Raw genomic sequence first — 23,072 nt, forward strand, 5'->3', positions numbered from 1 at the left:
AGTTTGAATGCTAAATATAATAAATATTGAATAACAAAAAAATTATTTTATGCTTTTAGAAAGATCAAGCATGGCTTCAATAGGTTTCAATGCTTTTAATCTTAATTCTTCGTCGATAAGAATTTCAGGAAGCTCATATTTCATACATAAATACAATTTTTCCATGGTGTTACGCTTCATGTAGAAACATTCTGAACAGTTACAGCTTTCATCAAAAACCAATGCAGGAATCAGTTCCTTGTGAGGAGCACGTTTTCTCATTTCGTGAAGAATTCCTTCTTCTGTAGCAATGATAAATTTCTGACAGTCATCTTTTTCTACATAGTTCAACAGGGCAGAAGTGGAACCGATGAAGTGAGCCAGTTTTAATACTGCTTCTTCACTTTCAGGATGTGCAATCAGTTTTGCATCCGGATTGTCTGCCAATTGCTGGGCAATTCTTTCCATTGAAAATGCTTCGTGTACTACACAGCTTCCATCCCAAAGGATCATATCACTACCTGTTTTTTTAGATAAATATCTTCCAAGGTTTTTATCCGGTGCGAAGATGATAGGTCTGTCTTTCGGAAGTGCTTCTATTACGGTTTCAGCATTTGAACTGGTTACGATTATATCACTTTCTGCTTTAGTTTCTGCGTTACAGTTGATGTAAGTTGCAATTAAAGCATTCGGGTGCTGTTCGCGCATTTTTCTTAACCCTTCTCCGGAACAACCGTCTGCCAGTGAGCATCCGGCCATGGTATCAGGAAGAACTACTTTTTTAGTTGGATTCAGAATTTTAGCGGCTTCTGCCATGAAATGTACTCCACAGAATACAATCATGTCAGCATTGGTATCTTTAGCCTGTCTTGCCAGCTGTAAAGAATCTCCAAGGAAATCTGCGATATCCTGAATTTCTCCGGGCTGGTAATAATGGGCAAGGATCACCGCATTTTTTTCTTCTTTCAGTTTAAGAATGGCTTTCACCAATTCTTCACCCTGAGGAATCGCAATATCTTTTATATCCAGAAATCCTCTGACAGGAATTGCAGATTTAGCTTTTTCTAATGTTTCGGTACTCATATCAACCTCAATTTTTTCTTTTATAAAAGTTAGAGATTAGAAACTAGAGGTTAGTATAAAATGAGGATAATTTTCCTGACACTAAAAAACTAACTTCTAATTTCTAACTTCTAGTTTCTTTCTATAAAACTTTTTATTAAACTTTCTATTTCTTTTTTAGCTGCATCAAGATCTTCATTAATCACGATCTTGTCAAACCCGCTGGCGTAGGTCATTTCTTCTTCTGCCTTTGCGACACGGGTTTTTATGGTTTCTGCATCATCTGTGTTTCTGGAGATCAATCTTCGTTCCAATTCTTCAATGGAAGGCGGTTCTATAAAAATAGACAACGCTTTTTCACCGAAGTATTTTTTTAATGAAATGCCTCCTTTTACATCTACATCAAAAATAACAACTTTTCCCTGATTCCAGATTTTTTCTACTTCAGATTTTAAAGTACCGTAATATTTGTCAGTATAAACTTCTTCATATTCTACAAAAGCATCTTCGGAAATTTTCTGTCTGAACTCCTCCGGTGTCAGAAAATGATAATCTACGGCATGTACTTCACTTCCTCTTGGCTGTCTTGTAGTACATGAGATTGAAAATGCCAGTTCAGGAAATGTCTCCAGTGAATGCTTTACCAATGTAGTTTTTCCGCTCCCTGATGGTGCTGAAAATATAATTACTTTATCCATTTTTTTGGGTTTCGGGTTACGGGTTTCGAGTTTGGTGATCTATTCTTAGAACAACCACGCATCTCGTACCCCGTATCTATCATTACAATACGTTTAACGTTTGTTCTTTAATTTTTTCAAGGTCGTCTTTCATCATCACCACCAGTTTCTGGATTTCTGCGTGATTGGCTTTAGAACCCAGTGTATTGATTTCTCTTCCGATTTCCTGAGAAATAAATCCCAGTTTTTTTCCGTTGAAAGACTCATTGTCCATTACTTCTTTATAATATTTCAGGTGCTGGGCAAGTCTTACCTTTTCTTCAGAAATATCAAGTTTTTCAGTGAAATAGGCCATTTCCTGATAGAAACGTGTTTCATCAACATTTTCAAATTCTTTCAAAGATTTCTGATAACGTTCTTTCACGCTTACAATTCTTTCTTCTTCAAAAGGAATCACTTCGCTAAGATATTTGTCGATATTCTGAATATTTCTGTTGAGTTCTTCGTGTAAGATACCACCCTCAGTTCTTCTGAATTCTTCGAATCTGTCTACGGCATTATTGACAATCTTAGCCAAAGCTTCCCATTCACCTTCCGTCAATTCGTCAGGTCTGGATGAGATGGCATCAGGAAGTCTTACCGCCATTTTAAGGTATTCGAAATTGGGACCGTCAGAAGCTATGTTTTTAAGTTCGTTGATATAAGAATCAATTAAATTTTTATTGATTTTTACATCATTAGACTCTTCAAGATTCTCAATATTAACGTAGCAGTCTACTTTTCCACGGATAATTCTATCGTTAAGAATTTTTCTGATTTCAAATTCTTTTTCTTTATAACGCAAAGGAATTTTAATATTCAAATCAAAGCTCTTACTGTTCAGAGATTTAATATCTATAGTAATTTTTTTTCCTTCAAAAACATCTTCGGCTCTACCGAATCCGGTCATTGATAAAATCATAGTTTTTTATTGTTTTACAAAGATAAACAATTAAGTGTATAATGTGATACAATGAAATTCCAACGTATACAATCTGATCATTCAATTTTAAATTTATTTTAAACCATTAAGATTTAATGAAGATGTTAAGAATATTAAGATGAGCTTCGCTTTTGGCATAATGCTTAAAAGAAATCTATTTGATTTTTTTCTTAATTAAACTTAACAACTTAAATATCCTTAATGGTTCAAAACAATCCGCAGTTTTTTGTATTTAAAAATAAAAATTCAAATAAACCCATTTTCGTAAATTAGCGCTGTGAAAAAGAAAAATTTAATTTCTGTTGTAGGACCCACCGGCATTGGGAAAACGAGATTGGCAATTGATTTGGCTCAACATTTCAATACGGAGATTATTTCCTGTGATTCCCGTCAGTTTTTTAAAGAAATGAAAATAGGAACGGCAGCACCTTTAGAAGAGGAGCTGGCTGGTGCACCTCATCATTTTATCGGAAATCTTTCAGTGAAAGACTATTATTCTATCGGGCAATATGAAGAAGATGCGCTTCAAAAACTTAATGAACTTTTTGCTACTCATGATACGGTCATTCTTGTTGGCGGAAGCATGATGTATGAAAAAGCGGTGATAGAAGGTCTGCATGATTTACCAGAAGCGAATGTTGAAAACCAGGAGAAGCTTCAAAATATCATGGAGCAGGAGGGAATAGAAAAACTTCAGGAAATTTTACAGGAACTTGATCCTGAATATTTCAGTGTGGTAGATATTCACAATCACCGCAGGCTGTTGAGAGCCATTGATATTATCTGGCAAACGGATAAGAAATATTCTGAACATATTTCGGTTTCTCAGAATGGCAGAGATTTTAATGTAATCAGAATCGGAATAGAAGCTCCAAGAGAAGAGCTGTACGACAGAATCAACCGCAGGGTAGATATTATGATGGAAAACGGATTGCTGGATGAGGTAAAAGGTCTTGAGAAATTCAAAGATTTGACGGCTTTAAATACGGTAGGTTATGCTGAGCTTTTCAAATATTTTGACGGAGAGTGGGATCTTGATTTTGCAGTTTTAGAAATTAAAAAGAACAGCCGAAGATATGCGAAGCGCCAGCTGACATGGTATAGAAAGGCGGATGATATTCATTATTTACAGTTGGGATATTCTGAAAAGGACTATGAAGATTTGTTGGAATGGCTTGCGGAGCAATTTCAGAAATAAATTTTCCTGAATTATTTTAAACCATGAAGGAGCTATTAAGATGTTAAGAATATTAAGAAAGCTTCGCCTTGTAAAGTATTGTCTTAAAAATCTATTTGATTTTTCTTAATTAAACTTAACAACTTAAATGTTCTTAATGGTTCAATGATCATTTATTTCATTAATAACACCATAAAAAAATGCGGCTCTGAAAAGAACCGCATCTTAAAACAAATATAATTTAATTTACTACTTCCAACCGCCGCCTAAAGCTCTGTATAGATCTACAATGCTGCTTAATCTCTGTCTTTTAATGGAAGCCAGATTCAACTCTGCCTGCAGGGAATTCCCTTGTGCTGTAATCACTTCCAGGTAATTGGCTGAACCTCCTTTGTAAAGAAGTTGTGCACTTTTAATTCCGTCTTTCAACGTGGCAGATTGCTCTGTGGCTTTCTGTTCCTGAACTTTTAAATTTTCATTGGAAACCAAAGCATCAGAAATTTCTCCTACAGCGTTCAATACTGACTGACGGAATGCCAGAACATTTTTCTCTCTTTGAATTTTGGCTACTTCCAGATCTGTTTTCAACTGTCTTTTCTGGAAAATAGGCTGGGTAATTCCCCCTAAAACCGATCCGAATAACGAAGCCGGAATCTGGAACCAGTTGTCAAACTTGAATGAATTGACTCCTCCGTTGGCAGTAATTTTTAGCGCCGGATACATATTGGCCTGGGCAATTCCTACCATGGCATTGGATTCTAATAAAACCAGTTCCTGCTGACGTACATCCGGTCTGCGGCTTACCATAGCTGCCGGAAGACCTGCTGTAATGTTTTGAGGTAATGAAGTATCAGACATTTCAATGGTTCTGTTTACTTTATTGGGCAGCTCACCAGTTAAAATACTCAATGCATTTTCCTGAATGGCGATATTCTGCTCTAGCTGAGCAATCAGAAGTTCTGTTGCCTGTTTTTGTGCTGCTGCCTGCTGTACTCCTAAAGAGGTGTTGTCACCACTTTCCCACATTTTTTGGGTCATTAACAGGGTATTGGTGGTCAGTTCCAGATTCGATTTTGCAATAGCCAATTGTCTGTCAAGCATTAACAAATTATAATACCCTTGTGCAATAGCTGCTACTACCTGAGTTTGAACTGCTTTTGAACCTTCATAGGTCTGAAGGTACTGTATTCTTGAAACTTCCTGCTGGTTTTTGATTTTTCCCCAGATATCCGCTTCCCATGAAAGGTTGAAGGCTGCATTATAATCCTCAACATGGCTCGAGCCTAAAAATAAATTTAAGCTTTGCCCGTTCATGCTGTTTTTGGATGGTCTTGAAATCTGTCCGCTTACTCCGAACCCAACATCCGGATACTGCATATATTTTGCCTGTTTCAGTTTTTCCTGTGAAGCAGCCACCTGCTTTAAGGCAATCTGAAGATCATAATTATTTTTAATTCCTTTTTCAATCAGTCCCTGTAAAATAGGATCACTGAAAAACTGTTTCCACTCCAGGTTAGCTATACTGGCTGTGTCTGCAGTGGCAGTGTACTGGAATTTTTCCGGAAGTGGAAGCTCAGGTTCCGTGTAGGCCAGTTTAGACACACACGAAACAGAGCCGATGGCCAGCACAAATGTTAGAATAATATTTTTTACTCGTTTCATAGTTTTTAAACTTTTAATTGAAGACAAAACTTAGAGAGGTTTCTGTTGATGCAAAAATTTCTTTAGTAGGAGAAAATAGGTAGTTTTTAAAACCATTAAGAACAGGCAGGTAAATAGGTAAACCTATGATCTTAAAATTTTCTCTAAGTTTTTGTCATTCATTTTTTTATTAGTGACTAGCAGCTAAAAGTTCTTCCTCCATTTGTTTTTTCAGAAGTCTTTTCTTTTTTCTGCTTGGCATTTTTTCATGCAGGTACTGGAACACTACATACATTACCGGAATGATAAAGATCCCGAAGATTACCCCTGTAAGCATTCCTCCTACGGTACTGTAACCGATAGAGTGGTTTCCTTTTGAAGAAGCACCTTGCGTCCATACCAGTGGAAGCATTCCCACGATGAAGGCAAAAGAGGTCATTAAGATCGGTCTTAAACGTAATCTTGATGCCTGAAGTGCTGATTCTATCAGTGTTTTACCTGCCTTTCTTCTCTGTACGGCAAATTCTACAATCAGGATGGCATTCTTTGCTAATAGTCCTACCAGCATGATCAATCCTACCTGAACGTAAATATTGTTATCAATTCCTGCTAATCCTGTGAAGGCAAATACTCCGAAAATCCCTGTAGGAATGGTAAGAATAATCGCAAAAGGAAGGATATAACTTTCATATTGAGCTGCCAGTAAGAAGTAAACAAAAAGAATACTTAAGAAGAAAATAAAGGCAGTCTGTCCGCTTGTTTTAATTTCTTCACGGGTAATCCCTGTCCACTCATATCCGTATCCTCTCGGAAGGGATTGCTGAGCCACTTCTTCTACCGCTTTGATGGCATCTCCGGTACTGTAACCAGGTTTTGGAGTTCCGTTAATTGTTACGGCATTGAAAAGGTTATTTCTTGTTACCGTCTCAGGACCGAAAGACCTTTTTAACGTTACCAGAGTTTTGGCAGGCACCATTTCTCCTGATTTATTTTTCACATAAATTCCTTCCAGTGAATTGACATCTGTACGGTAAGGAATATCTGCCTGTGCCATTACTCTGTAATATTTTCCGAATCTGTTGAAATCCGATACAAAGCTACTTCCGAAATAAATCTGCATGGTCTGCATCAATTCTGTTACAGAAACACCCAGCTGATTGGCTTTATCCGTATCCACATCAATGGTATACTGAGGGTTTCCTGCCGCATAGGTTGTAAAGGCAAATGCAATTTCAGGTCTTTTCATCAGCTCTCCAATGAACTGTTGAGTGGTTGTTCCCAACTGTTCGAAAGAACCGTTTGTTTTATCCTGAAGCATGAACTCAAATCCGGAAACGTTACCGAAACCTTGTACAGTAGGGAAGTTGAAGAAGAATGCATTGGCATCTTTCACTTGGCTTACCTTACCTGTCAATGTCGCTGCAATCTGATCAGGATCTTTCATTTCACCACGCTTGTCATAATCTTTAAGCTTAATAAAACCTGCAGAATATGGAGAAGCGTTGGCATTACTGATAAAGTTCATCCCATCTGCTACCCAAAGGTGGTTGGTTGCTTTTTCCCCGTTGATAATTTTATCAATTTGAGCTGTCGCTCTGTGTGTTCTTTCTAATGAACTTCCCGGAGGAGTATTCACTGCATACAATACGAATCCTTGGTCTTCCGTAGGAATAAATCCTGATGGAGCTTTTTTGATCAAAAATACACTGGCTGCTGTGATGACAACAAGACCTCCTATCGCAACCCATTTATTTTTAATTAAAAACTTAAGGCTATAGATATATTTTCTGGTCATGCTGTTGAAGCTGGCGTTGAAAGCATTGAAAAATCTTGCTCCAAAACCTTTTTTATGACCGTGCTCACCATGTTCTCCCTGAGGATCATTTAAGAACATTGCACATAATGCAGGACTCAATGTCAATGCATTCACTGCTGAAATTAAGATGGCAATCGCTAACGTGAAGGCAAACTGTCTGTAGAAAACTCCTGCAGGTCCCTGCATAAATCCAACCGGAATAAACACGGCACACATTACCAATGTGATGGAAATAATAGCTCCTGAAATTTCACTCATCGAGTGCATCGTAGCATGTTCTACAGGCATTCCCGTTTGTTCCATTTTAGAATGGACGGCTTCTACCACCACAATGGCGTCATCCACTACAATACCAATGGCGAGTACCAATGCAAATAAGGTAAGCATGTTGATACTGAAACCAAATAACTGCAGGAAGAAGAAGGTTCCGATAATTGCTACCGGTACGGCAATAGCTGGAATTAAGGTAGATCTGAAATCCTGAAGGAAAATAAATACTACAATAAATACCAATACGAAAGCAATAACAAGCGTTTCCACAACCTGATGGATAGAGGCATCCAAAAAGTCTTTGGAATTATACATGATAATGGGTTTAACTCCTTTTGGAAGCGTGGTTTCCATTACTTTCACCTGCTTTTCAATTTCTGTCAGGATTTCGTTGGCATTGGAACCTGCTGTCTGTAGGATAGCAAATCCGGCAACCGGTTTTCCGTCTACTCTGTTGGTGGCGGTATAAGTATAAGAACCAAATTCTACTCTTGCTACATCTTTTAATCTTAAGAAAGATCCATCACTGTTTGCTTTGATGGCGATGTTCTCATAGTCTTCATCCTTATTCAGTTTTCCTTTATATTTAAGGATATATTCGTAAGTTTCCTTACTTCCCTGTCCCAAACGGCCCGGAGCAGCTTCAAGGTTATGATCTTTAATCGCTCCTAACACTTCCTGTGGAGAAAGATTATTAGCTGCCAGACGATCCGGTTTCAGCCAGATTCTCATGGAATAATCCCTTGTTCCGAATACCTGAGCCTGTGCAACCCCAGGAATACGCTGTATCTGTGGAATAACATTAATTTTCAGGTAGTTCTGAAGGAATAATTCATCATATTGTTTTGCATCTTCACTGGTCAGTCCCATGAACATAATCATACTGTTCTGAACCTTCTGGGTTGAGATCCCGGCCTGTACCACTTCCTGAGGCAGCTGGCTCATCGCTTTCGATACACGGTTCTGTACGTTTACTGCCGCATTGTCTGCATCGGCACCCTGTTTGAAGAAAACACTCAGGGTCATAGTACCGTCGTTACTGGAGTTTGAGGTCATATAAGTCATGTTCTCAACTCCGTTTACAGCTTCCTCAATAGGAGTGGCTACCGAACGGGCTACGACCTCAGCATTGGCTCCAGGGTAGAATGCCGTTACCTGAACGCTTGGTGGAGCGATGTCCGGGAAAAGGGCAATCGGTAAATTAAAGAGAGACAAAGCTCCCAATAATAAGAGTATTATGGAGATGACCGTTGAAAGGACTGGTCTTTCTATAAATTGTTTTAACATAAGAAGTTTATTTTTTTAAGTCTTCTGTATTCGGAAAGAACTATAATGGTTTTGCTTTTAACAAGCTGTCAGAAGAAATGTTTTTCGGCTTGATGGAAGCACCATCTTTCAGGTTGCCAATTCCTGTGTATACGATTTTTTCTCCAGGAGCAAGCCCTTCGGAAATAAAGTAATAGCTGTCTGTTTTTCCGGATATTTTAATAGGTCTTCCCATTACTTTCTTGCCTTTGTCCATTACATATACATAGGTTTTATCCTGAATTTCGAAGGTTGATTCCTGAGGAATAACCACTGCATTAGAGATCAGCTGAGGCATGCGCACTCTTCCTGTGTTTCCGGTTCTTAAAGTTCCGTTGGCATTAGGGAAAACGGCACGTACACTGATGGCTCCGGTAGTTTTATCAAACTGTCCGTCTACAATACTTAATCTTCCTTTTTCGGGGTAAGTACTGTTATCGGCAATCACAAGATCTACCATCGGCATATTTTTCAGCTTTTCTTCCAGGCTTGCTCCAGGATATTTATTTTGGAAAGCGATGAAGTCAAGTTCACTTAAAGAGAAATACGCGTAGATTTCGCTGATATCAGATAATAAAGTCAATGGATTTACATCTGTTCTTGAAATCAGACTTCCTTTTTTGTAAGGAATTCTTCCGATATAACCACTTACGGGAGCTGTAATCGTTGTAAATCCTACGTTAATTCTGGCACTTCCTACAGAGGCTCTGGCTTGTGCAGCAGCGGCAACGGCAGCTTCATAATTGGCTTTTGCGGTTTTAAGCTGTACATCAGAAACTACTTTTGCAGCAACCAGTGGCTGAAGTCTGTCTACTTCCACTCTTGCTTTTTGAATATTAGCATTGGCCGCCTGAAGATTGGCCTGAGCCATATTCATCTGCTCGCCGTAGCTTCTTGAATCTATTTTAAATAACGGTTGTCCTGCTCTTACATAAGCCCCTTCCTCTACATAGATTCTATCCAGGTATCCGTCTACCTGAGATCTGATTTCTACGTTGTTTTTCCCTTCTAATGCAGTTGGGAATTCCTGATATGTAGTAGCGGGTGATGTAATAACGGTATAAACCGGAAGTTCTGGAGCTGGAGGTGCGGCATTGGTTCCTTCTGCGGCTTTTGTGCAGCTCTGTAAAAGAATTATACTTGCAATAAGTACAATAAACCTTGTTTTTCCAGGTAATTTCATTGTTGGTTTAATTTTTTTAATGAAGTGTTAGAGGTAAGTAAAGTGTTTTGATAAATGCTGTATTTTTTCCTAACAGTGTTAATAATTAGTTCAAAAAAAATTACAGAATTTTTAATGTCCAATGAAGTCGATTGTTTCCATAATTGAAAATTGTTTTTAATGTATTAAAGTGTATAATGTTGGTGTAAGGTGTGTTAATTTTACTAACAGTGTTAATTTATAAGCAAAAAATGACTACATTTAACAACTGAAATGGTATGAATTGCTCCATAAATGGTTTTCATTTTAATCAGGAATCACGGAATCAACTAAATTAATCCGGTGTTAAATTTCCTAACGGTGTTAATTTTTAATTCAAAAAAAATTTACAAAGACTTAATAAAAGCCGAAACAGTTTCGTCCAATGTAGTCTTGTTCATTGTAGAAGGGATATCAGCAGTACGCATCATCATAATAGAGATCATGCCGTGAACGGCAGAAAACAGAGCATGAGACATATGACAGGCATTGTCCGGGTTGGATCCGTTTTTCTTAATAATCTCGTATGTACATTCATAGATCAGTTCCTGGAATGATGAGAATTCTTTTTTCATCTGCCCTTTTCCACAGCATTGCATTCCAAGACCAAACATAAGCTGGTAATATTCCTTGTTTTTAAAAGCAAAGTTCCAGTAGGCATCCACAATGGCAACAAGCTGCTCTTCCGGAGTGTCATGTTTCTGCTGTGCTTTTAATAATTCTATATGTAACTTGTGGAAGCCATCTAAAGAAATTTCAAATAGAATAGCTTCTTTATTTTCAAAATAATCATACACAACGGGAGCACTATACTCAATAGCATCTGCTATCTTACGCATAGAAAGCGATCCCCAGCCTTCAGTTTTCGCCAACGTAAAAGCAGCCTGCAAAATATTTGCACGGATGGATTCTTTTTCTCGTTGACGGCGTTCATGTAGACCCATGATATTTATTTACTAACAGCGTTAGCAAAACTACAAACTTTTTACTATAAGTTCCAAAGGATATTATGAGTTTTATAGATCTGCCGGCTTTTGAAAGAAAATAAATTAAAGCCTGGATGCCGGAAGAATGGGTGCTGGAAGTTATTTTTAAGGTTGAATAATGTAATAATAGAATTTGGCTATAACTATTTTTGAGGGCTGAAATCTTCCCACCTCCAGCTTCCAGCCTCCTTACTTTATTAAAAATGAAAATGTCTTCTTCCTAATTAACAAAAGAAATAATTATCTTTGCCGGTAAAGAAATAAGGATATGAATACTCCCTCAAATATGTTGGCATTAGGAACAAAAGCTCCGTTTTTTGAACTTCCTAACCCGTCAAAAACGAATGAACTTCAGTCTTTGGAAGAACTGAAAGGAGAAAAAGGTACTTTGGTGATCTTTATGTGCAACCACTGTCCGTTTGTTCTTCATGTAATTGACAAGATCAATGAACTATATGAAGATTATAACGAGCATGGAATTGAATTCATCGCCATCAATGCTAATGATATCGAAAAATATCCGGCAGATTCTCCGGAAAAAATGATCGAATTCCAGATTGAAAGAAGATTTGATTTCCCTTATCTGTTTGATGAAAGCCAGGCGATTGCAAAAGCATATGATGCAGCATGTACACCGGATTTTTATTTCTTTGATGATAAGCTTGATCTTGTATACAGAGGTCAGATGGATGATTCAAGACCGGGAAATAATAAAGATGTAACTGGTGAGGATCTGATTATTGCTTTTGAAAATCTTTTGGCTGGGGAAGCTCAGGAAGAAATTCAGAGACCTAGTATGGGATGTAATATTAAATGGAAATAATTACTGGTTTATTTAGTTACTGGTTTTTATTCAATAATACAAAGCTGCTCTTTTGGAGTGGCTTTTTTGTTTTTTGCAGGGTGATTTTCTCTCGCAGATTTTGCAGATGACGCAGATTTTTAATACATAGTAAATTTCTTCCTACGCTTTGTCACTCCGCAGGAGTCTATACTACTGTCAAAAACTTGCTTTAACCTTAGTTTCCTTTTCAATCTTCAAATCTACATTCACTTTATTATGAGAATAATTCCTGATAAACTCTGAAGGAGTCTTTCCCGTATATTTTTTAAACATTCTGTTAAAATATGTTACATTGTTAAAGCCGCACTGATAACTGCATTCCGAAATAGATCTGTCCTGCGCCATCAGCAGGCATGCTTTATTAATTCTGTATCGGTTCACAAATTCTGTAAACGTAATCTGAGTTGCTTTTTTAAAGAAATTACAAAAGGCAGGTAGAGTGAGATTAGCTAGTTTTGCTACTTCTTCAATATCAATTTCCTTGTCGTAATGATGTTCTACATAGGTGAAGATATTCTCAAGACGGGTTTTATTTTTAGAAATAATGGTATAAGGCATGATTTCCTTGTTTAAAAGATCATAATCCTCACATTTCGAAAGTTCAAAAAGAATTTCCAACAGCAATAAGTATCTTTTGTAGCCTTCTGATTCCAGCATGAGTTTCAGTTTGGGAAGCATTACTTTTTTTACTTTTTGATGAAAATGAATCCCATATTTAGAAAGTTCCAACAGATTTTTTATGGATCTTGATTCTACTTCCTGTTCAGGAAACTGAAGAATTTCCTCTTTGAACTGAAGTACAATTTCTTCATGCGGATCAATAGAATTCAATCCAAATCCAGAGTGGGGGATGTTGGATCCGATTAATACCAGATCACCATTCGTATAATTACTTTTATGATAGCCCACGTGGCGGGTTCCGTTCCCGGAAATGACACATACCAACTCAATTTCGGGATGATAATGATATTCCCATTTGAATTCTGAAATGGGAGAATTATTGTGTATGGTACGGAATGAACTCTTTTCATTAGGGATAACCCTTTCAAAAGTAACTTTCATCTAATTAATCATATTTATTCATTAAAAATAGTAAATATATTAATATAGTTCAAATATTGATTTACTGTGTTAAATTATCGTTAACAGAAATGCTTCTATCTTAGCCGACAAGAAATCACCTGAATGAAAAATCTTAACATCAAGGCCGTTTTATTTTTAAACTATTTTGTCTTCGCCATTCTTCTGAATTCTGTAGGAACAGTCATTCTACAGGTACAGCAGAATTTTGGGATTTCAAAATCTTCGGCCAGTGTTTTGGAAGGTTTCAAAGATCTTCCGATTGCCATCTGTTCTTTCATTCTGGCTTCATTTCTTCCGAAGATAGGAATCAAAAAATCAATGCTGACTGCTTTATTGCTGGTAAGCTGTATGTGTTTTGTAATGCCGTTTACCAATGACTTTTGGGTATTCAAATTATTATTTGCAACAGTAGGAGTTTCATTTGCATTAATCAAAATATCGGTTTTTACTTCTATCGGGCTGGTAACGGAAACAGATAAAGAACACTCCAGCTTTATGGGATTTCTGGAAGGGTTTTTCATGATTGGAGTGCTGGCTGGCAATGTATTATTCAGTCTTTACATTGATGATCATAATCCGAAATCTACTGAATGGCTGAATGTGTATTGGGTGCTGGGTGGACTTTCAACTTTATCTTTTTTGTTTCTGTTCTTTTCAAAACTGAACGAGCAGGAAGCTAAAAGTGAGAAAACAGATTTATTTGGAGATTTAAGAAACAGTGCAAGTTTGTTCAGTTATAAAAAAGTGTTGTGTTTCTTATTGTGTGCATTCCTTTTTGTACTGGTGGAACAAAGTTTTCAGACATGGACGCCCACATTTTATAAAGAGATTTTAAAAGTGCCTACTTCTATGAGTATCCAGGCGGGAGCGGTTTTAGCTGGAGCCTTTGCGTTGGGAAGATTCTTATCAGGATTTTTCTCTAAGAAGTTCAGCTGGATTTATGTAGTTTCTTTCTGTGTGGTGGGTTTTGCCATTAGTTTACTGTTGGTTTTACCATTAACCCACAATATTCATATTGATACGAATACAAACTGGATGAATGCCCCTTTGGTCGTGTATTTATTTCCTTTGATGGGAGGTTTACTGGCACCGATTTATCCAAGTATTAATTCTGTAATTCTGGCATCTATTCCGAAATATCTGCACAGTGCGATGTCAGGATTGATCGTTGTTTTCTCAGCAATCGGAGGAACGATAGGTTCTATCATTACCGGTTTTGTGTTTCAGGAATTTAGTGGGCAGCAGGCATTTTACCTTTCTCTGATTCCGCTTTCATTACTGATCACCTCGGCAGCTTTCATGAATAAATTAAAAATTAATCCTAAAAAATAACAATGAGTAACCAGCTTTACATAAACGAAATTCAAAGTCTGTTTGATGAGGTACAGAGATCTGAAATTTTTGAAGATCAGAAAATGATGACGGATGCAGTTCCGTTATTCCCAATTGCGAAGATCAATGAAGACTATGAAAAGGCAAAAGATGCTGATGGCTTTGACCTTAAAGATTTTGTACTGGCTCATTTTGACTTCCTGGGCGCAAAAATTTCCATTCAAAGAGAAGACCATCTTCCGATTAAAGAGCATATTGAAAAACTCTGGGATGAGCTTACCCGCACTGCTTATGAAGAAAAAGGTACCCTTTTGAAGTTACCTAAACCTTATGTAGTACCGGGCGGACGTTTCAATGAATTTTTCTATTGGGACAGCTATTTTATTATGTTGGGATTAAAAGCCTCAGGCAGGGTAGAAATGATGGAAAATATTGTTGAAAACTGTTCTTATCTGATCCAAAATGTAGGATTTGTTCCCAACGCAAGTAGAACCCATTTCTTAAGCAGATCACAGCCTCCTTATTTTTCATTAATGCTGGATCTTCTTTTTGAAACAACACAAGACGAAGGAATTTATACACAATATCACGAAACACTGGAAAAAGAATATGCTTTCTGGATGAATGGGGAAAAAGGGCTTGAAAACAATTCCAGCGTAAAAAGAATAGTGAAAACAATAAACGGAGATATCCTGAACCGTTATTACGATGCAGAAAATGCACCACGTCCCGAAAGTTACCTGATCGATATTGAAGATCAGGAGACCGCTTCAGGAGACGAATTTTACAGAAATATAAGAAGCGCCTGTGAATCCGGCTGGGATTTTTCCAGCAGATGGTTTGCAGACGGAGAACATATACAGACGATAGAAACGCTGAACCTGGCACAGGTTGATCTGAACTGCCTTTTGTGGCATTTGGAAACGACCCTGACAAAATCCTCAGCGCTTCAGAGTCTTTTTGAAAAAGAAAAATATTTTTCTGAAAGAGCAGCAAATCGAAGACAGATGATCAACAAATACTTCTGGGATGAAAGAATGAAGATTTACAAAGATTATCATATCAAAAAAAACACAACAACCCCGTCTGAACATATTGCTGCTCTTTATCCTTTATTCCTTGGAATTGCAGATCAGGATGAGGCCGAAGCCATCGCACAGGCTCTTTCCGAAAAGTTCTTGTATCCGGGCGGACTGGTGACAACTACCAAAAATTCAGGACAGCAATGGGACCTTCCCAATGCGTGGGCTCCTTATCAATGGTTAGGATTTAAAGCAATGAAAAATTACGGCTTTGATGAGCTGGCAGAAAAAATTAAAAACAACTGGTGTTCCAATGTAGAAAGGGTCTACAAAAATACCGGGAAACTGATGGAAAAATACAATGCATTAGACACAGAAACAATAGCAGGCGGCGGGGAATACCCCAATCAGGACGGATTCGGTTGGACCAATGGAGTGTATTTACAATTACAACAAAACTGAAACTAACAATAAAAAATAAGGCTATGAAAAAAAAATCGATCTTTTTAATCGCCGCAACAGCTACGTTATACTTTAATAATGCTTATGCCCAGGAAACACCGCAGGATTCTGCAAAAGTTTCTTCCATCGATCAGATTGTCATTACAGGAAATTCCAATCCGAAGAAAAAAATAGAATCTAGTACTGCAATTTCTACTTTTAATGCCAAAGAAATTCAGAAGCAGAACCCGATCAGTGCTGCTGCCCTGCTGCAGAGAGTTCCCGGATTTGCTGTGGAAACTTCAGGTGGGGAAGTGGGAAATAACCTTTTTGCAAGAGGAATTCCTTCTGCCGGAGCCTATGAATTTGTACAGGTACAGGAAGATGGTCTTCCGGTTTTTGAGGATGGAGCGCTTCAGTTTGCCAATGCAGATAATTTCTTCCGTGTAGATAATTCAGTAAGCCGTCTGGAAGCTTTGAGAGGGGGCTCAGGTTCAATCTATGCCAATAATTCTCCCGGCGGTCTTATCAATTTTATTACAAAGGAAGGTTCTAATGATTTTAAAGGAACGGCTAAGCTTGAAACCAGTACTTATGGACTGATGCGTGCAGACCTTAATCTTGGTGGAGCTTTGGTAAAAGATAAACTGTTTTTCAATGTCGGAGGATTTTACAGAACGGATGACGGAATCAGAAAAACAGGTTTTAAAGCGAATAACGGCGGGCAGATCAGAATGAACCTTAAATATGTCTTCGATAAAGGCTATGTGAAAATGTATTATAAAAAGCTGGATGACAGAAATACTTTCTATCTCCCAATTCCTTTACTTCAGGATGGAAATACACTCAAAGAATTTCCCGGATTTGATGCGAATTACGGTACATACAGCTACAGAGGAATCGGGCAGCTTACTATTCCACAGGCAGGAGGCGGCTTTTTCAACAGAGATCTGGAAAACGGGATCCATCCGAAAGTGGATGTTGTAGGTGGGGAGTTTAAATATGACCTGGGAAGTAATTTCACTGTTTTAAATAAGACCCGTTACACCAATATCGATATGAACTATACGGGAATCTTCCCTGCTGGAGCTCCATATACCGCTGGCGATTTTGCCAAACGAAGCGGTATTGCCGGAAATAATTATCAGTATTCATTAGTGAGCGGTGGAGCAGTGGTGAATCCTGCCAATGTTCAGGAACTGGGATTCTGGGCTATTGACAAAAAGATGAACAATTTTGTGAACGATCTTCAGTTCAGCTATAAATTCGATAAGGGAAATGTGACGGCAGGTTTTTATAAATCAAGCTGGAAGTCAACCCAATACTGGAACTGGAGTAATATTTTAACAACAGTTACAGACAGACCACAATTGCTGAACCTGGTAGATACTTCTCTTACCCCTTCAGACAACGGATATTCCAAAACATATAACGGGGTTACCAGCATGTCTTTCCTGATCAGGAATTCACAAATCCAGGGAAGTCTGAATGATGTTTACCTGAATTTAGATTATAATATTACAGACGATTGGAGTTTTAACGGCGGAATCCGCTACAGCCGTGATTATTATAAAGGGTATGGCGTGAATACCACAAAGGCAAATCTGAATAATTCCGGATTGACTATTGACGGCACACACAGCTTTGCTACCACAACAGCAGATGATAATATGTCTGTTTTGGGAAATCAGTACACGTATTGGTATTATGATGTAAACAAAGTTTCTTATACATTGGCCACCAATTATAAGATCAATAGAGAGAATGCGGTGTATGCCCGTTTTTCCAGCGGTTTCAGGTCTCCTAACGAAGAAGCGTATTACAACAATATGGCAGATCTGAGCCAGATCAAACCTGTATCAACCAATCAGCTTGAAGTAGGATATAAATACTATTCCCGTACATTTGATGTTGCGGTGATTCCGTTTTATTCCACATTGAAAAACCTTTCATTTACTGATGTCTTCTCGGACGGAACTTCTGAGAACAAATTTGCCAATACCTCCAATATTGGGTTAGAGATTGAAGGGTATACAAGACTCTTCAACAATATCCTTGAAGTTACTTTTAACGGAACAATTCAGAATCCAAAATACAAAGACTTCAGTGGTAGGAATGCGGACGGAAGCACCTTTGATTACGACGGAAATGTGGTGCGAAGAATGCCGAAGTTCTATTTTAATATTTCTCCTGCCGTAAATATTACCAAAGAATGGAGAGCCTATGTAAGCATGAATTACTACGGCAAACGTTTCCAGAACGAAGGAAATACAGATGATAATATTCTGCCTTCATTCACCGAATTTGGAGCAGGAATGTCTTATCAGCTAGGTAAAATCCGTTTTGCTGTAGATGGAACCAATATCTTTAATACGATAGGAATTACAGAAGGTGATCCAAGATCAACGACTTCAGTTGGGAACATCAGAATGGCAAGACCTATTATGGGAGCAGCTGCCAGAGCTTCAATCACACTGGATTTCTAAATTCTATTTCTTTATAACAACAAAACCGTCAGAATTTCTGACGGTTTTGTATTTTTTATTATTACTGTTCGATAAAAAGTATAAATAAAAATATTAATATTTACGGCATGAATTAACAGGTCGCTCCTCCGGAGCTTTATTTTATGGGGCTACATTTTTTTCTAACAGTAGATCCCGACGGGATCAAATCCAGCTCCAATGGGAGCTGACTGTTAATAGAACGTATTTGTTTTAAAATTAGAGCTCCGTAGGAGCGACCTGTTAATTATGTTTAAATTTTTTTTTTTGAAACATTAAGGTTTATAATTAAGCATTTAAGAGTATTAAGATAAGCTTCGCTTTAAGCTTAAAAATCAGAATGATTTATCTTAACTATTCTTTATTACTTAAATCCTTCTTATGGTTAGCTACATGAGTATTTTTAAATAAACTTAAATCATTTCATCTTAAAGTAATCTACGTTATCTGCATCATCTGCGTGAGGTTTAAATGGATTCTTTACTTTAAAAACGGATTATACTGTTTCTCAAACCCAATCGATGTAGGATTTCCGTGACCGGAGAAAACCTGAGTATCATGATCCAGAATAAAGAGTTTTGTTTTGATCCCATCAATCAGTTGCTCATAGTTTCCTTTATATAAATCCGTTCTTCCGATACTGCCTTCAAAAAGAACATCTCCTGAGATCATGAATTTCTGATTTTCATGGTGATAAACTACACTTCCCGGAGAATGTCCCGGAACATGATAGATTTTGAATTTTTCTCCATCCAGTTCCAGTTCGTCACCTTCTTTTACATATTCAATATCTGCTTTTACAGGATCAACTTTCATCCCGAATCTTACTCCGCTTGCCTGAAGCATATCCAAAACTTCCTGATCTTCCTGATGCATACTTACCGGAACCTTAAAGGTGTCAAAAGCCCACTGAAGTCCTAATACGTGATCAATATGGGCGTGGGTAAGAAGTATCTTCTGGATTTTTAAGCCTTTTTCTGCAATGAAATTGGCAATAGCCTGCGTTTCCTGCGGGTGCATGTTTCCCGGATCGATGAGCCATGCATTTTTATTTTCGTTGTAAATGATGTATGTATTTTCGCTGGCGAAATTGAAGACGAAACCTTGGATCTGAAGCATATCTGAATTATTTTTTTATTTCAAAAATACAATATTATTAAGAAAATGGCGATTTTTCGCTATCTTCGTCATAATGAAAACTTTGCGAATACTCTTACTCTCTTTGGGCGGACTGGTTTATGGACAAAATATCCAGAGTATCCAGCTGTTTAACCCTCAGACCAATGATGAAACACCGGTTATCAAATTCGGTGAACAACTGGTTTTAAGCTTTGATGACCTTACCAACAGAAGTGATATATACAGGTATACCATCAAGCATTATGACAGAAACTGGAATGACGATAATCTGTTTTTTACAGAATTTGCTACGGGAAGTATGAATGCACTTCTTGATCAGTTTCAGTATTCTTTCAATACCTTGCAGGCGTACACCCATTACAAACTTACCTTCCCGAATGATAAGATTCAGCCGAAGATTTCAGGTAACTATGAACTGATTGTCTATAAAGATTCAGCCGATAAACCTCTTTTCAAAAGAAGATTTTATCTGGTGGAAGATATGGCTTCTCTGGGATTGAATATTTCCAGGATTGCTGATGCAAAAAATCCCAATCTGAATCAGAGGGTAGAAGTGAAAGCCTCTCCGAAAGGGGGAGATATCTCCTCAAATGTCAATTCTATGACCCTGAATATTATGCAGAACAATAACCCGAATATGGTGATAGCCAATCAGAAGGCAAGTACTGTTTTAGGGAATCAGTTGCTTTTCCAACAGATGAATCTGGTGTTTCCGGGTGACAATGAATTCTATTATTTCGATAATAAAAATATGAATATGGCTGCGGATATGGTTCGTGCTACTGAAATAAAAGATGATGTCAACCAGACCTACCTGCATCCGGTATGGGCGTTTCCGCTGAATTATCAGTATCAGCCTGATGTAAACGGCGCCTGGTATTACAGAAGAAATGATCTGGGAAGAGAAAGGGATGCCGAAAGAGAAGCAGACTATTCATGGGTACATTTTTATCTGGAATCTGATCCTGTAGATAAAGAAATTTATGTACTGGGAGGGTTCAACAATTTTACACCGAGCAAAGAAAACCAGATGCAGTATGATGCTGCAACCAAGCAATACATTGCAAAAATATTTCTGAAACAAGGTTTCTATAACTATGTTCTGGTGACCAAAGAAGGGAGCGGTCCTTTAAATTTCGGAGAAGTTAACGGAAACTTCTGGCAAACGGAAAACCTTTATCAGGCTTTCCTGTATTATGCACCTTTCGGAAGAAATTATGATGGTCTGATGGGTTATGGAGAATTCAGAACACCCGTTTCCAGTAAACGCTAATTTGAGTTCTTGGTGAATCTTAAATAATTTTACAGATCGTATTTAAATTGAGGCTGTCTTCCAGAAGATAGCCTTTATTTTTTTACGTATAAATTATAATGCACTGAATAGTGAAAAAATAATAATCACAAAATAGTGATTTTAATTAATTAAATTAATCAAAAGTATTCATAAAGATAAAATTATTATTAATTAATTCTCTTTTTTTTAAAATCATTATTGTGTTTTGTTTAATTATTTATATTTTCTATTGAATTTTATTTAATGTATGTGTTTTTATATTGTTAAAAGTTTATAAATTCGTTTTCACATTTAACAAGTATTATTATGAAAACAAAATTTATCTTAGTGGCAAGCATTGCTGCTTTTTCTTTTATGTCCGGACAGAATACACCATCCAAAATAATTCCGGGAAAAAGCGGATTGCATGCGGATTTTATGCGGTTTGATAAAAACGGACCAACTTTTCAGGGAAGCCCTGTTTTATTTGATGAAGCTACCCAAAGACTTTCTCCAGGCCAGGGCCTTAAACTGGGGCATGAAAAAGATGCGTTGGGATTTGAAACCCACCGCTTTCAGCAGACAATCAATAATATTCCTGTAGAATACGGTATGATGGCTGTACAGACCAGAGATGGTAAGATTGTAGGACAGTCAGGAAGCTGGGTTCTTACAAGCCCTAAAGCTGAAAAGAAAGCTAATATTTCTGAAAAGATAGCGCTGCAGAGTGCATTAGCATTTGTAGGGGCAGATTCTTATAAATGGGAGAACAAAGAGGAAGAAGATTTTTTAAAAAAAGAAACGAATAGCGCAGATGCCAGCTTTGCTCCGAAAGGGGAACTGGTATATTATTCAGATCCTTCAGATGAAAAATTAAAAGACCTGAAACTGGCTTATAAATTTGACATTTACTCAGAAAAGCCAATCAGCAGACAATACGTTTTTGTAGATGCGAAAAATGGAAATGTTCTGGGTACAGATGCTATCATTCATGAAGTAAATACACCTGGAACCGCCACAACAGTATACAGTGGAAGCAGGAATATTGTTACAGATTCTTATAACGGAAGTTACAGGCTGAGAGAAACGGGAAGAAATGCAGGAACTGCCGTAGAAACCTATAATGCGAGAAAAAGTACCAATTTATCCGGAGCCGTGGATTTTACAGATTCAGATAACGTATGGAACAATGTGAATACCAATAAAGACCAATATGCTACCGATGCCCATTGGGGAGCTGAAATGACCCTTGATTATTATTATTCAAAATTCGGGCGCAAAAGTATAGACAACAATAATTTTACGATAAAATCCTACGTACACTACGGGAATAATATATTCAATGCTTATTGGGACGGATCAAGAATGCTTTATGGCGATGGAAGTTCCACCACAAACGGAGGTAAGCCATTGACAGCCATTGATGTCTGCGGTCACGAAATCACCCATGGGCTGACTACCAAAACAGCCAATCTTGTATACCAGAGAGAGCCCGGAGCTCTGAATGAAGGCTTCTCAGATATTTTCGGAAATACAATAGAACGTTGGGCAAGACCTACTAAGGCAAGCTGGACATTAGGAGAAGATTTCAGTTATGTAATCAGAGATATGTCAAACCCTAATGCTTACCGTCAGCCGGATACCTATAAAGGAACCTATTGGAAAGATGCAACCACTACAGGATGTGCCGTTCCGGGGCAGACAACGAATGACTATTGTGGAGTACATACCAATTCCGGAGTTCTGAATTTCTGGTATTATTTATTGGTAACCGGAGGAACAGGAACCAATGATAACGGTTTCGCCTATAATGTTTCAGGAATAGGATTAGATAAGGCAGGAGCTATTGCTTACAGAACTCTGACCACTTATCTTACTTCTACCTCTACCTATGCGAATACAAGAACTTATTCTCTACAGGCAGCAGCAGATCTTTACGGTGCCGGTAGTAATGAGGTAACTCAGGTTACCAATGCTTGGAATGCCGTAGGGGTAGGCGGAGGAACTTCTCCTGCGGGACTTATTGCATCTGCCGGTAATGCTTCTTCTTATACCATAAGCCCAAATCCGGCAACAGACAGATTTACGGTAAGTTTTGAAGGGAAAGCAGGAAAAGGAGCTGTAGAACTGATCAGCCTGACAGGGAAAAGAGAAATCTCTGAAAAAGTAAATATAGCTGATGGAACAAACAGACTGGAAATACAGATTCCGTCCGGTATACTTCCAGGGGTGTATATTGTAATGGTAAATGGAGAAAAAGCAGGAAGCCTGATTAAAAAGTAAACTGAATTTTAATATATTTTTTCAAAAAGGCCACAGGTTTTTCTTGTGGCCTTT

The 23,072-nt window shown here is 37.7% G+C and carries 16 protein-coding genes; 7 read left to right on the plus strand and 9 right to left on the minus strand.

All coding sequences use genetic code 11. The annotated features are described in order from the left end of the window. Positions 1–42 precede the first annotated feature (42 nt). From nadA to ACTJJF_RS09310, 3 genes are all read right to left on the minus strand, one after another. A complete protein-coding gene (nadA, locus tag ACTJJF_RS09300; RefSeq protein ID WP_440699469.1) occupies positions 43–1,062 on the minus strand; it encodes a quinolinate synthase NadA in 1,020 nt (339 codons plus the stop codon). A gap of 110 nt (positions 1,063–1,172) precedes the next feature. Continuing rightward, positions 1,173–1,739, minus strand: coding sequence for a guanylate kinase (gene gmk, locus ACTJJF_RS09305; RefSeq protein WP_440699470.1), 567 nt, complete (start codon positions 1,737–1,739; stop codon positions 1,173–1,175). Positions 1,740–1,821: 82 nt separating this feature from the next. Further along, positions 1,822–2,679, minus strand: coding sequence for a YicC family protein (locus ACTJJF_RS09310; RefSeq protein WP_440699471.1), 858 nt, complete (start codon positions 2,677–2,679; stop codon positions 1,822–1,824). Positions 2,680–2,977: 298 nt separating this feature from the next. Between ACTJJF_RS09310 and miaA the strand changes: the two genes are divergently transcribed. Continuing rightward, positions 2,978–3,898 (plus strand): tRNA (adenosine(37)-N6)-dimethylallyltransferase MiaA, encoded by a 921-nt coding sequence (miaA, locus tag ACTJJF_RS09315; RefSeq protein WP_440699472.1) that lies wholly within the window; start codon positions 2,978–2,980, stop codon positions 3,896–3,898. Between the two features lie 228 nt (positions 3,899–4,126). Here miaA and ACTJJF_RS09320 read toward each other — a convergent pair whose 3' ends face one another. The 4 genes from ACTJJF_RS09320 to ACTJJF_RS09335 all read right to left on the minus strand — a co-directional run bounded on the left by ACTJJF_RS09320 (position 4,127) and on the right by ACTJJF_RS09335 (position 11,054). Next, on the minus strand, positions 4,127–5,539 hold the full coding sequence (locus ACTJJF_RS09320) for an efflux transporter outer membrane subunit (protein WP_440699473.1): 1,413 nt from the start codon (positions 5,537–5,539) through the stop codon (positions 4,127–4,129). Positions 5,540–5,708: 169 nt separating this feature from the next. Next, on the minus strand, positions 5,709–8,891 hold the full coding sequence (locus ACTJJF_RS09325) for an efflux RND transporter permease subunit (protein ID WP_440699474.1): 3,183 nt from the start codon (positions 8,889–8,891) through the stop codon (positions 5,709–5,711). 40 nt (positions 8,892–8,931) lie between these two features. Continuing rightward, positions 8,932–10,092, minus strand: a complete 1,161-nt coding sequence (locus tag ACTJJF_RS09330; protein WP_440699475.1) for an efflux RND transporter periplasmic adaptor subunit — start codon at positions 10,090–10,092, stop codon at positions 8,932–8,934. Between the two features lie 365 nt (positions 10,093–10,457). Beyond that, on the minus strand, positions 10,458–11,054 hold the full coding sequence (locus ACTJJF_RS09335; RefSeq protein WP_034694942.1) for a TetR/AcrR family transcriptional regulator: 597 nt from the start codon (positions 11,052–11,054) through the stop codon (positions 10,458–10,460). Between the two features lie 310 nt (positions 11,055–11,364). On the opposite strand from ACTJJF_RS09335, the gene ACTJJF_RS09340 reads away from it, so the two are divergent. Next, positions 11,365–11,919, plus strand: a complete 555-nt coding sequence (locus ACTJJF_RS09340) for a thioredoxin family protein (RefSeq protein ID WP_440699476.1) — start codon at positions 11,365–11,367, stop codon at positions 11,917–11,919. A gap of 177 nt (positions 11,920–12,096) precedes the next feature. On the opposite strand, the gene ACTJJF_RS09345 is transcribed toward ACTJJF_RS09340, so the two are convergent. Next, positions 12,097–13,002, minus strand: a complete 906-nt coding sequence (locus ACTJJF_RS09345; RefSeq protein WP_440699477.1) for an AraC family transcriptional regulator — start codon at positions 13,000–13,002, stop codon at positions 12,097–12,099. Between the two features lie 123 nt (positions 13,003–13,125). Between ACTJJF_RS09345 and ACTJJF_RS09350 the strand changes: the two genes are divergently transcribed. From ACTJJF_RS09350 to ACTJJF_RS09360, 3 genes are read left to right on the plus strand one after another with little or no spacing between them, the layout of a single operon-like run. Further along, entirely contained in the window at positions 13,126–14,355 is a 1,230-nt protein-coding gene (locus ACTJJF_RS09350) for an MFS transporter (RefSeq protein ID WP_440699478.1), read from the plus strand. A gap of 2 nt (positions 14,356–14,357) precedes the next feature. Beyond that, positions 14,358–15,839 (plus strand): trehalase family glycosidase, encoded by a 1,482-nt coding sequence (locus ACTJJF_RS09355; RefSeq protein ID WP_440699479.1) that lies wholly within the window; start codon positions 14,358–14,360, stop codon positions 15,837–15,839. A 23-nt stretch (positions 15,840–15,862) separates the two neighbouring features. Then, complete coding sequence (locus ACTJJF_RS09360) at positions 15,863–18,304, plus strand: TonB-dependent receptor (RefSeq protein WP_440699480.1); 2,442 nt, start codon at positions 15,863–15,865, stop codon at positions 18,302–18,304. A gap of 498 nt (positions 18,305–18,802) precedes the next feature. Here ACTJJF_RS09360 and ACTJJF_RS09365 read toward each other — a convergent pair whose 3' ends face one another. Then, positions 18,803–19,441, minus strand: coding sequence for an MBL fold metallo-hydrolase (locus ACTJJF_RS09365; RefSeq protein WP_440699481.1), 639 nt, complete (start codon positions 19,439–19,441; stop codon positions 18,803–18,805). Positions 19,442–19,514: 73 nt separating this feature from the next. Between ACTJJF_RS09365 and ACTJJF_RS09370 the strand changes: the two genes are divergently transcribed. Both ACTJJF_RS09370 and ACTJJF_RS09375 read left to right on the plus strand, forming a co-directional pair. Beyond that, positions 19,515–20,735, plus strand: coding sequence for a type IX secretion system plug protein domain-containing protein (locus ACTJJF_RS09370; protein WP_312298370.1), 1,221 nt, complete (start codon positions 19,515–19,517; stop codon positions 20,733–20,735). A gap of 327 nt (positions 20,736–21,062) precedes the next feature. Further along, the gene (locus ACTJJF_RS09375) at positions 21,063–23,018 is read left to right on the plus strand and encodes a M4 family metallopeptidase (protein WP_440699482.1); all 1,956 of its coding nucleotides are present in this window, start codon (positions 21,063–21,065) and stop codon (positions 23,016–23,018) included. Positions 23,019–23,072 lie beyond the last annotated feature (54 nt).

The sequence above is a fragment of the Chryseobacterium sp. 22458 genome (assembly GCF_052044975.1).
In the GTDB taxonomy this organism is placed as follows: domain Bacteria; phylum Bacteroidota; class Bacteroidia; order Flavobacteriales; family Weeksellaceae; genus Chryseobacterium.

What these genes read in the sequence shown, in the direction of transcription:
- ACTJJF_RS09335 (WP_034694942.1), bottom strand. Translation starts at nt 11,054, where the DNA reads ATGGGTCTACATGAACGCCGTCAACGAGAAAAAGAATCCATCCGTGCA.
- ACTJJF_RS09375 (WP_440699482.1), top strand. Translation starts at nt 21,063, where the DNA reads ATGAAAACAAAATTTATCTTAGTGGCAAGCATTGCTGCTTTTTCTTTT.
- gmk (WP_440699470.1), bottom strand. Translation starts at nt 1,739, where the DNA reads ATGGATAAAGTAATTATATTTTCAGCACCATCAGGGAGCGGAAAAACT.
- ACTJJF_RS09370 (WP_312298370.1), top strand. Translation starts at nt 19,515, where the DNA reads ATGAAAACTTTGCGAATACTCTTACTCTCTTTGGGCGGACTGGTTTAT.
- ACTJJF_RS09325 (WP_440699474.1), bottom strand. Translation starts at nt 8,891, where the DNA reads ATGTTAAAACAATTTATAGAAAGACCAGTCCTTTCAACGGTCATCTCC.
- ACTJJF_RS09350 (WP_440699478.1), top strand. Translation starts at nt 13,126, where the DNA reads ATGAAAAATCTTAACATCAAGGCCGTTTTATTTTTAAACTATTTTGTC.
- ACTJJF_RS09360 (WP_440699480.1), top strand. Translation starts at nt 15,863, where the DNA reads ATGAAAAAAAAATCGATCTTTTTAATCGCCGCAACAGCTACGTTATAC.
- nadA (WP_440699469.1), bottom strand. Translation starts at nt 1,062, where the DNA reads ATGAGTACCGAAACATTAGAAAAAGCTAAATCTGCAATTCCTGTCAGA.
- ACTJJF_RS09310 (WP_440699471.1), bottom strand. Translation starts at nt 2,679, where the DNA reads ATGATTTTATCAATGACCGGATTCGGTAGAGCCGAAGATGTTTTTGAA.
- ACTJJF_RS09340 (WP_440699476.1), top strand. Translation starts at nt 11,365, where the DNA reads ATGAATACTCCCTCAAATATGTTGGCATTAGGAACAAAAGCTCCGTTT.
- ACTJJF_RS09320 (WP_440699473.1), bottom strand. Translation starts at nt 5,539, where the DNA reads ATGAAACGAGTAAAAAATATTATTCTAACATTTGTGCTGGCCATCGGC.
- ACTJJF_RS09330 (WP_440699475.1), bottom strand. Translation starts at nt 10,092, where the DNA reads ATGAAATTACCTGGAAAAACAAGGTTTATTGTACTTATTGCAAGTATA.
- ACTJJF_RS09345 (WP_440699477.1), bottom strand. Translation starts at nt 13,002, where the DNA reads ATGAAAGTTACTTTTGAAAGGGTTATCCCTAATGAAAAGAGTTCATTC.
- ACTJJF_RS09355 (WP_440699479.1), top strand. Translation starts at nt 14,358, where the DNA reads ATGAGTAACCAGCTTTACATAAACGAAATTCAAAGTCTGTTTGATGAG.
- ACTJJF_RS09365 (WP_440699481.1), bottom strand. Translation starts at nt 19,441, where the DNA reads ATGCTTCAGATCCAAGGTTTCGTCTTCAATTTCGCCAGCGAAAATACA.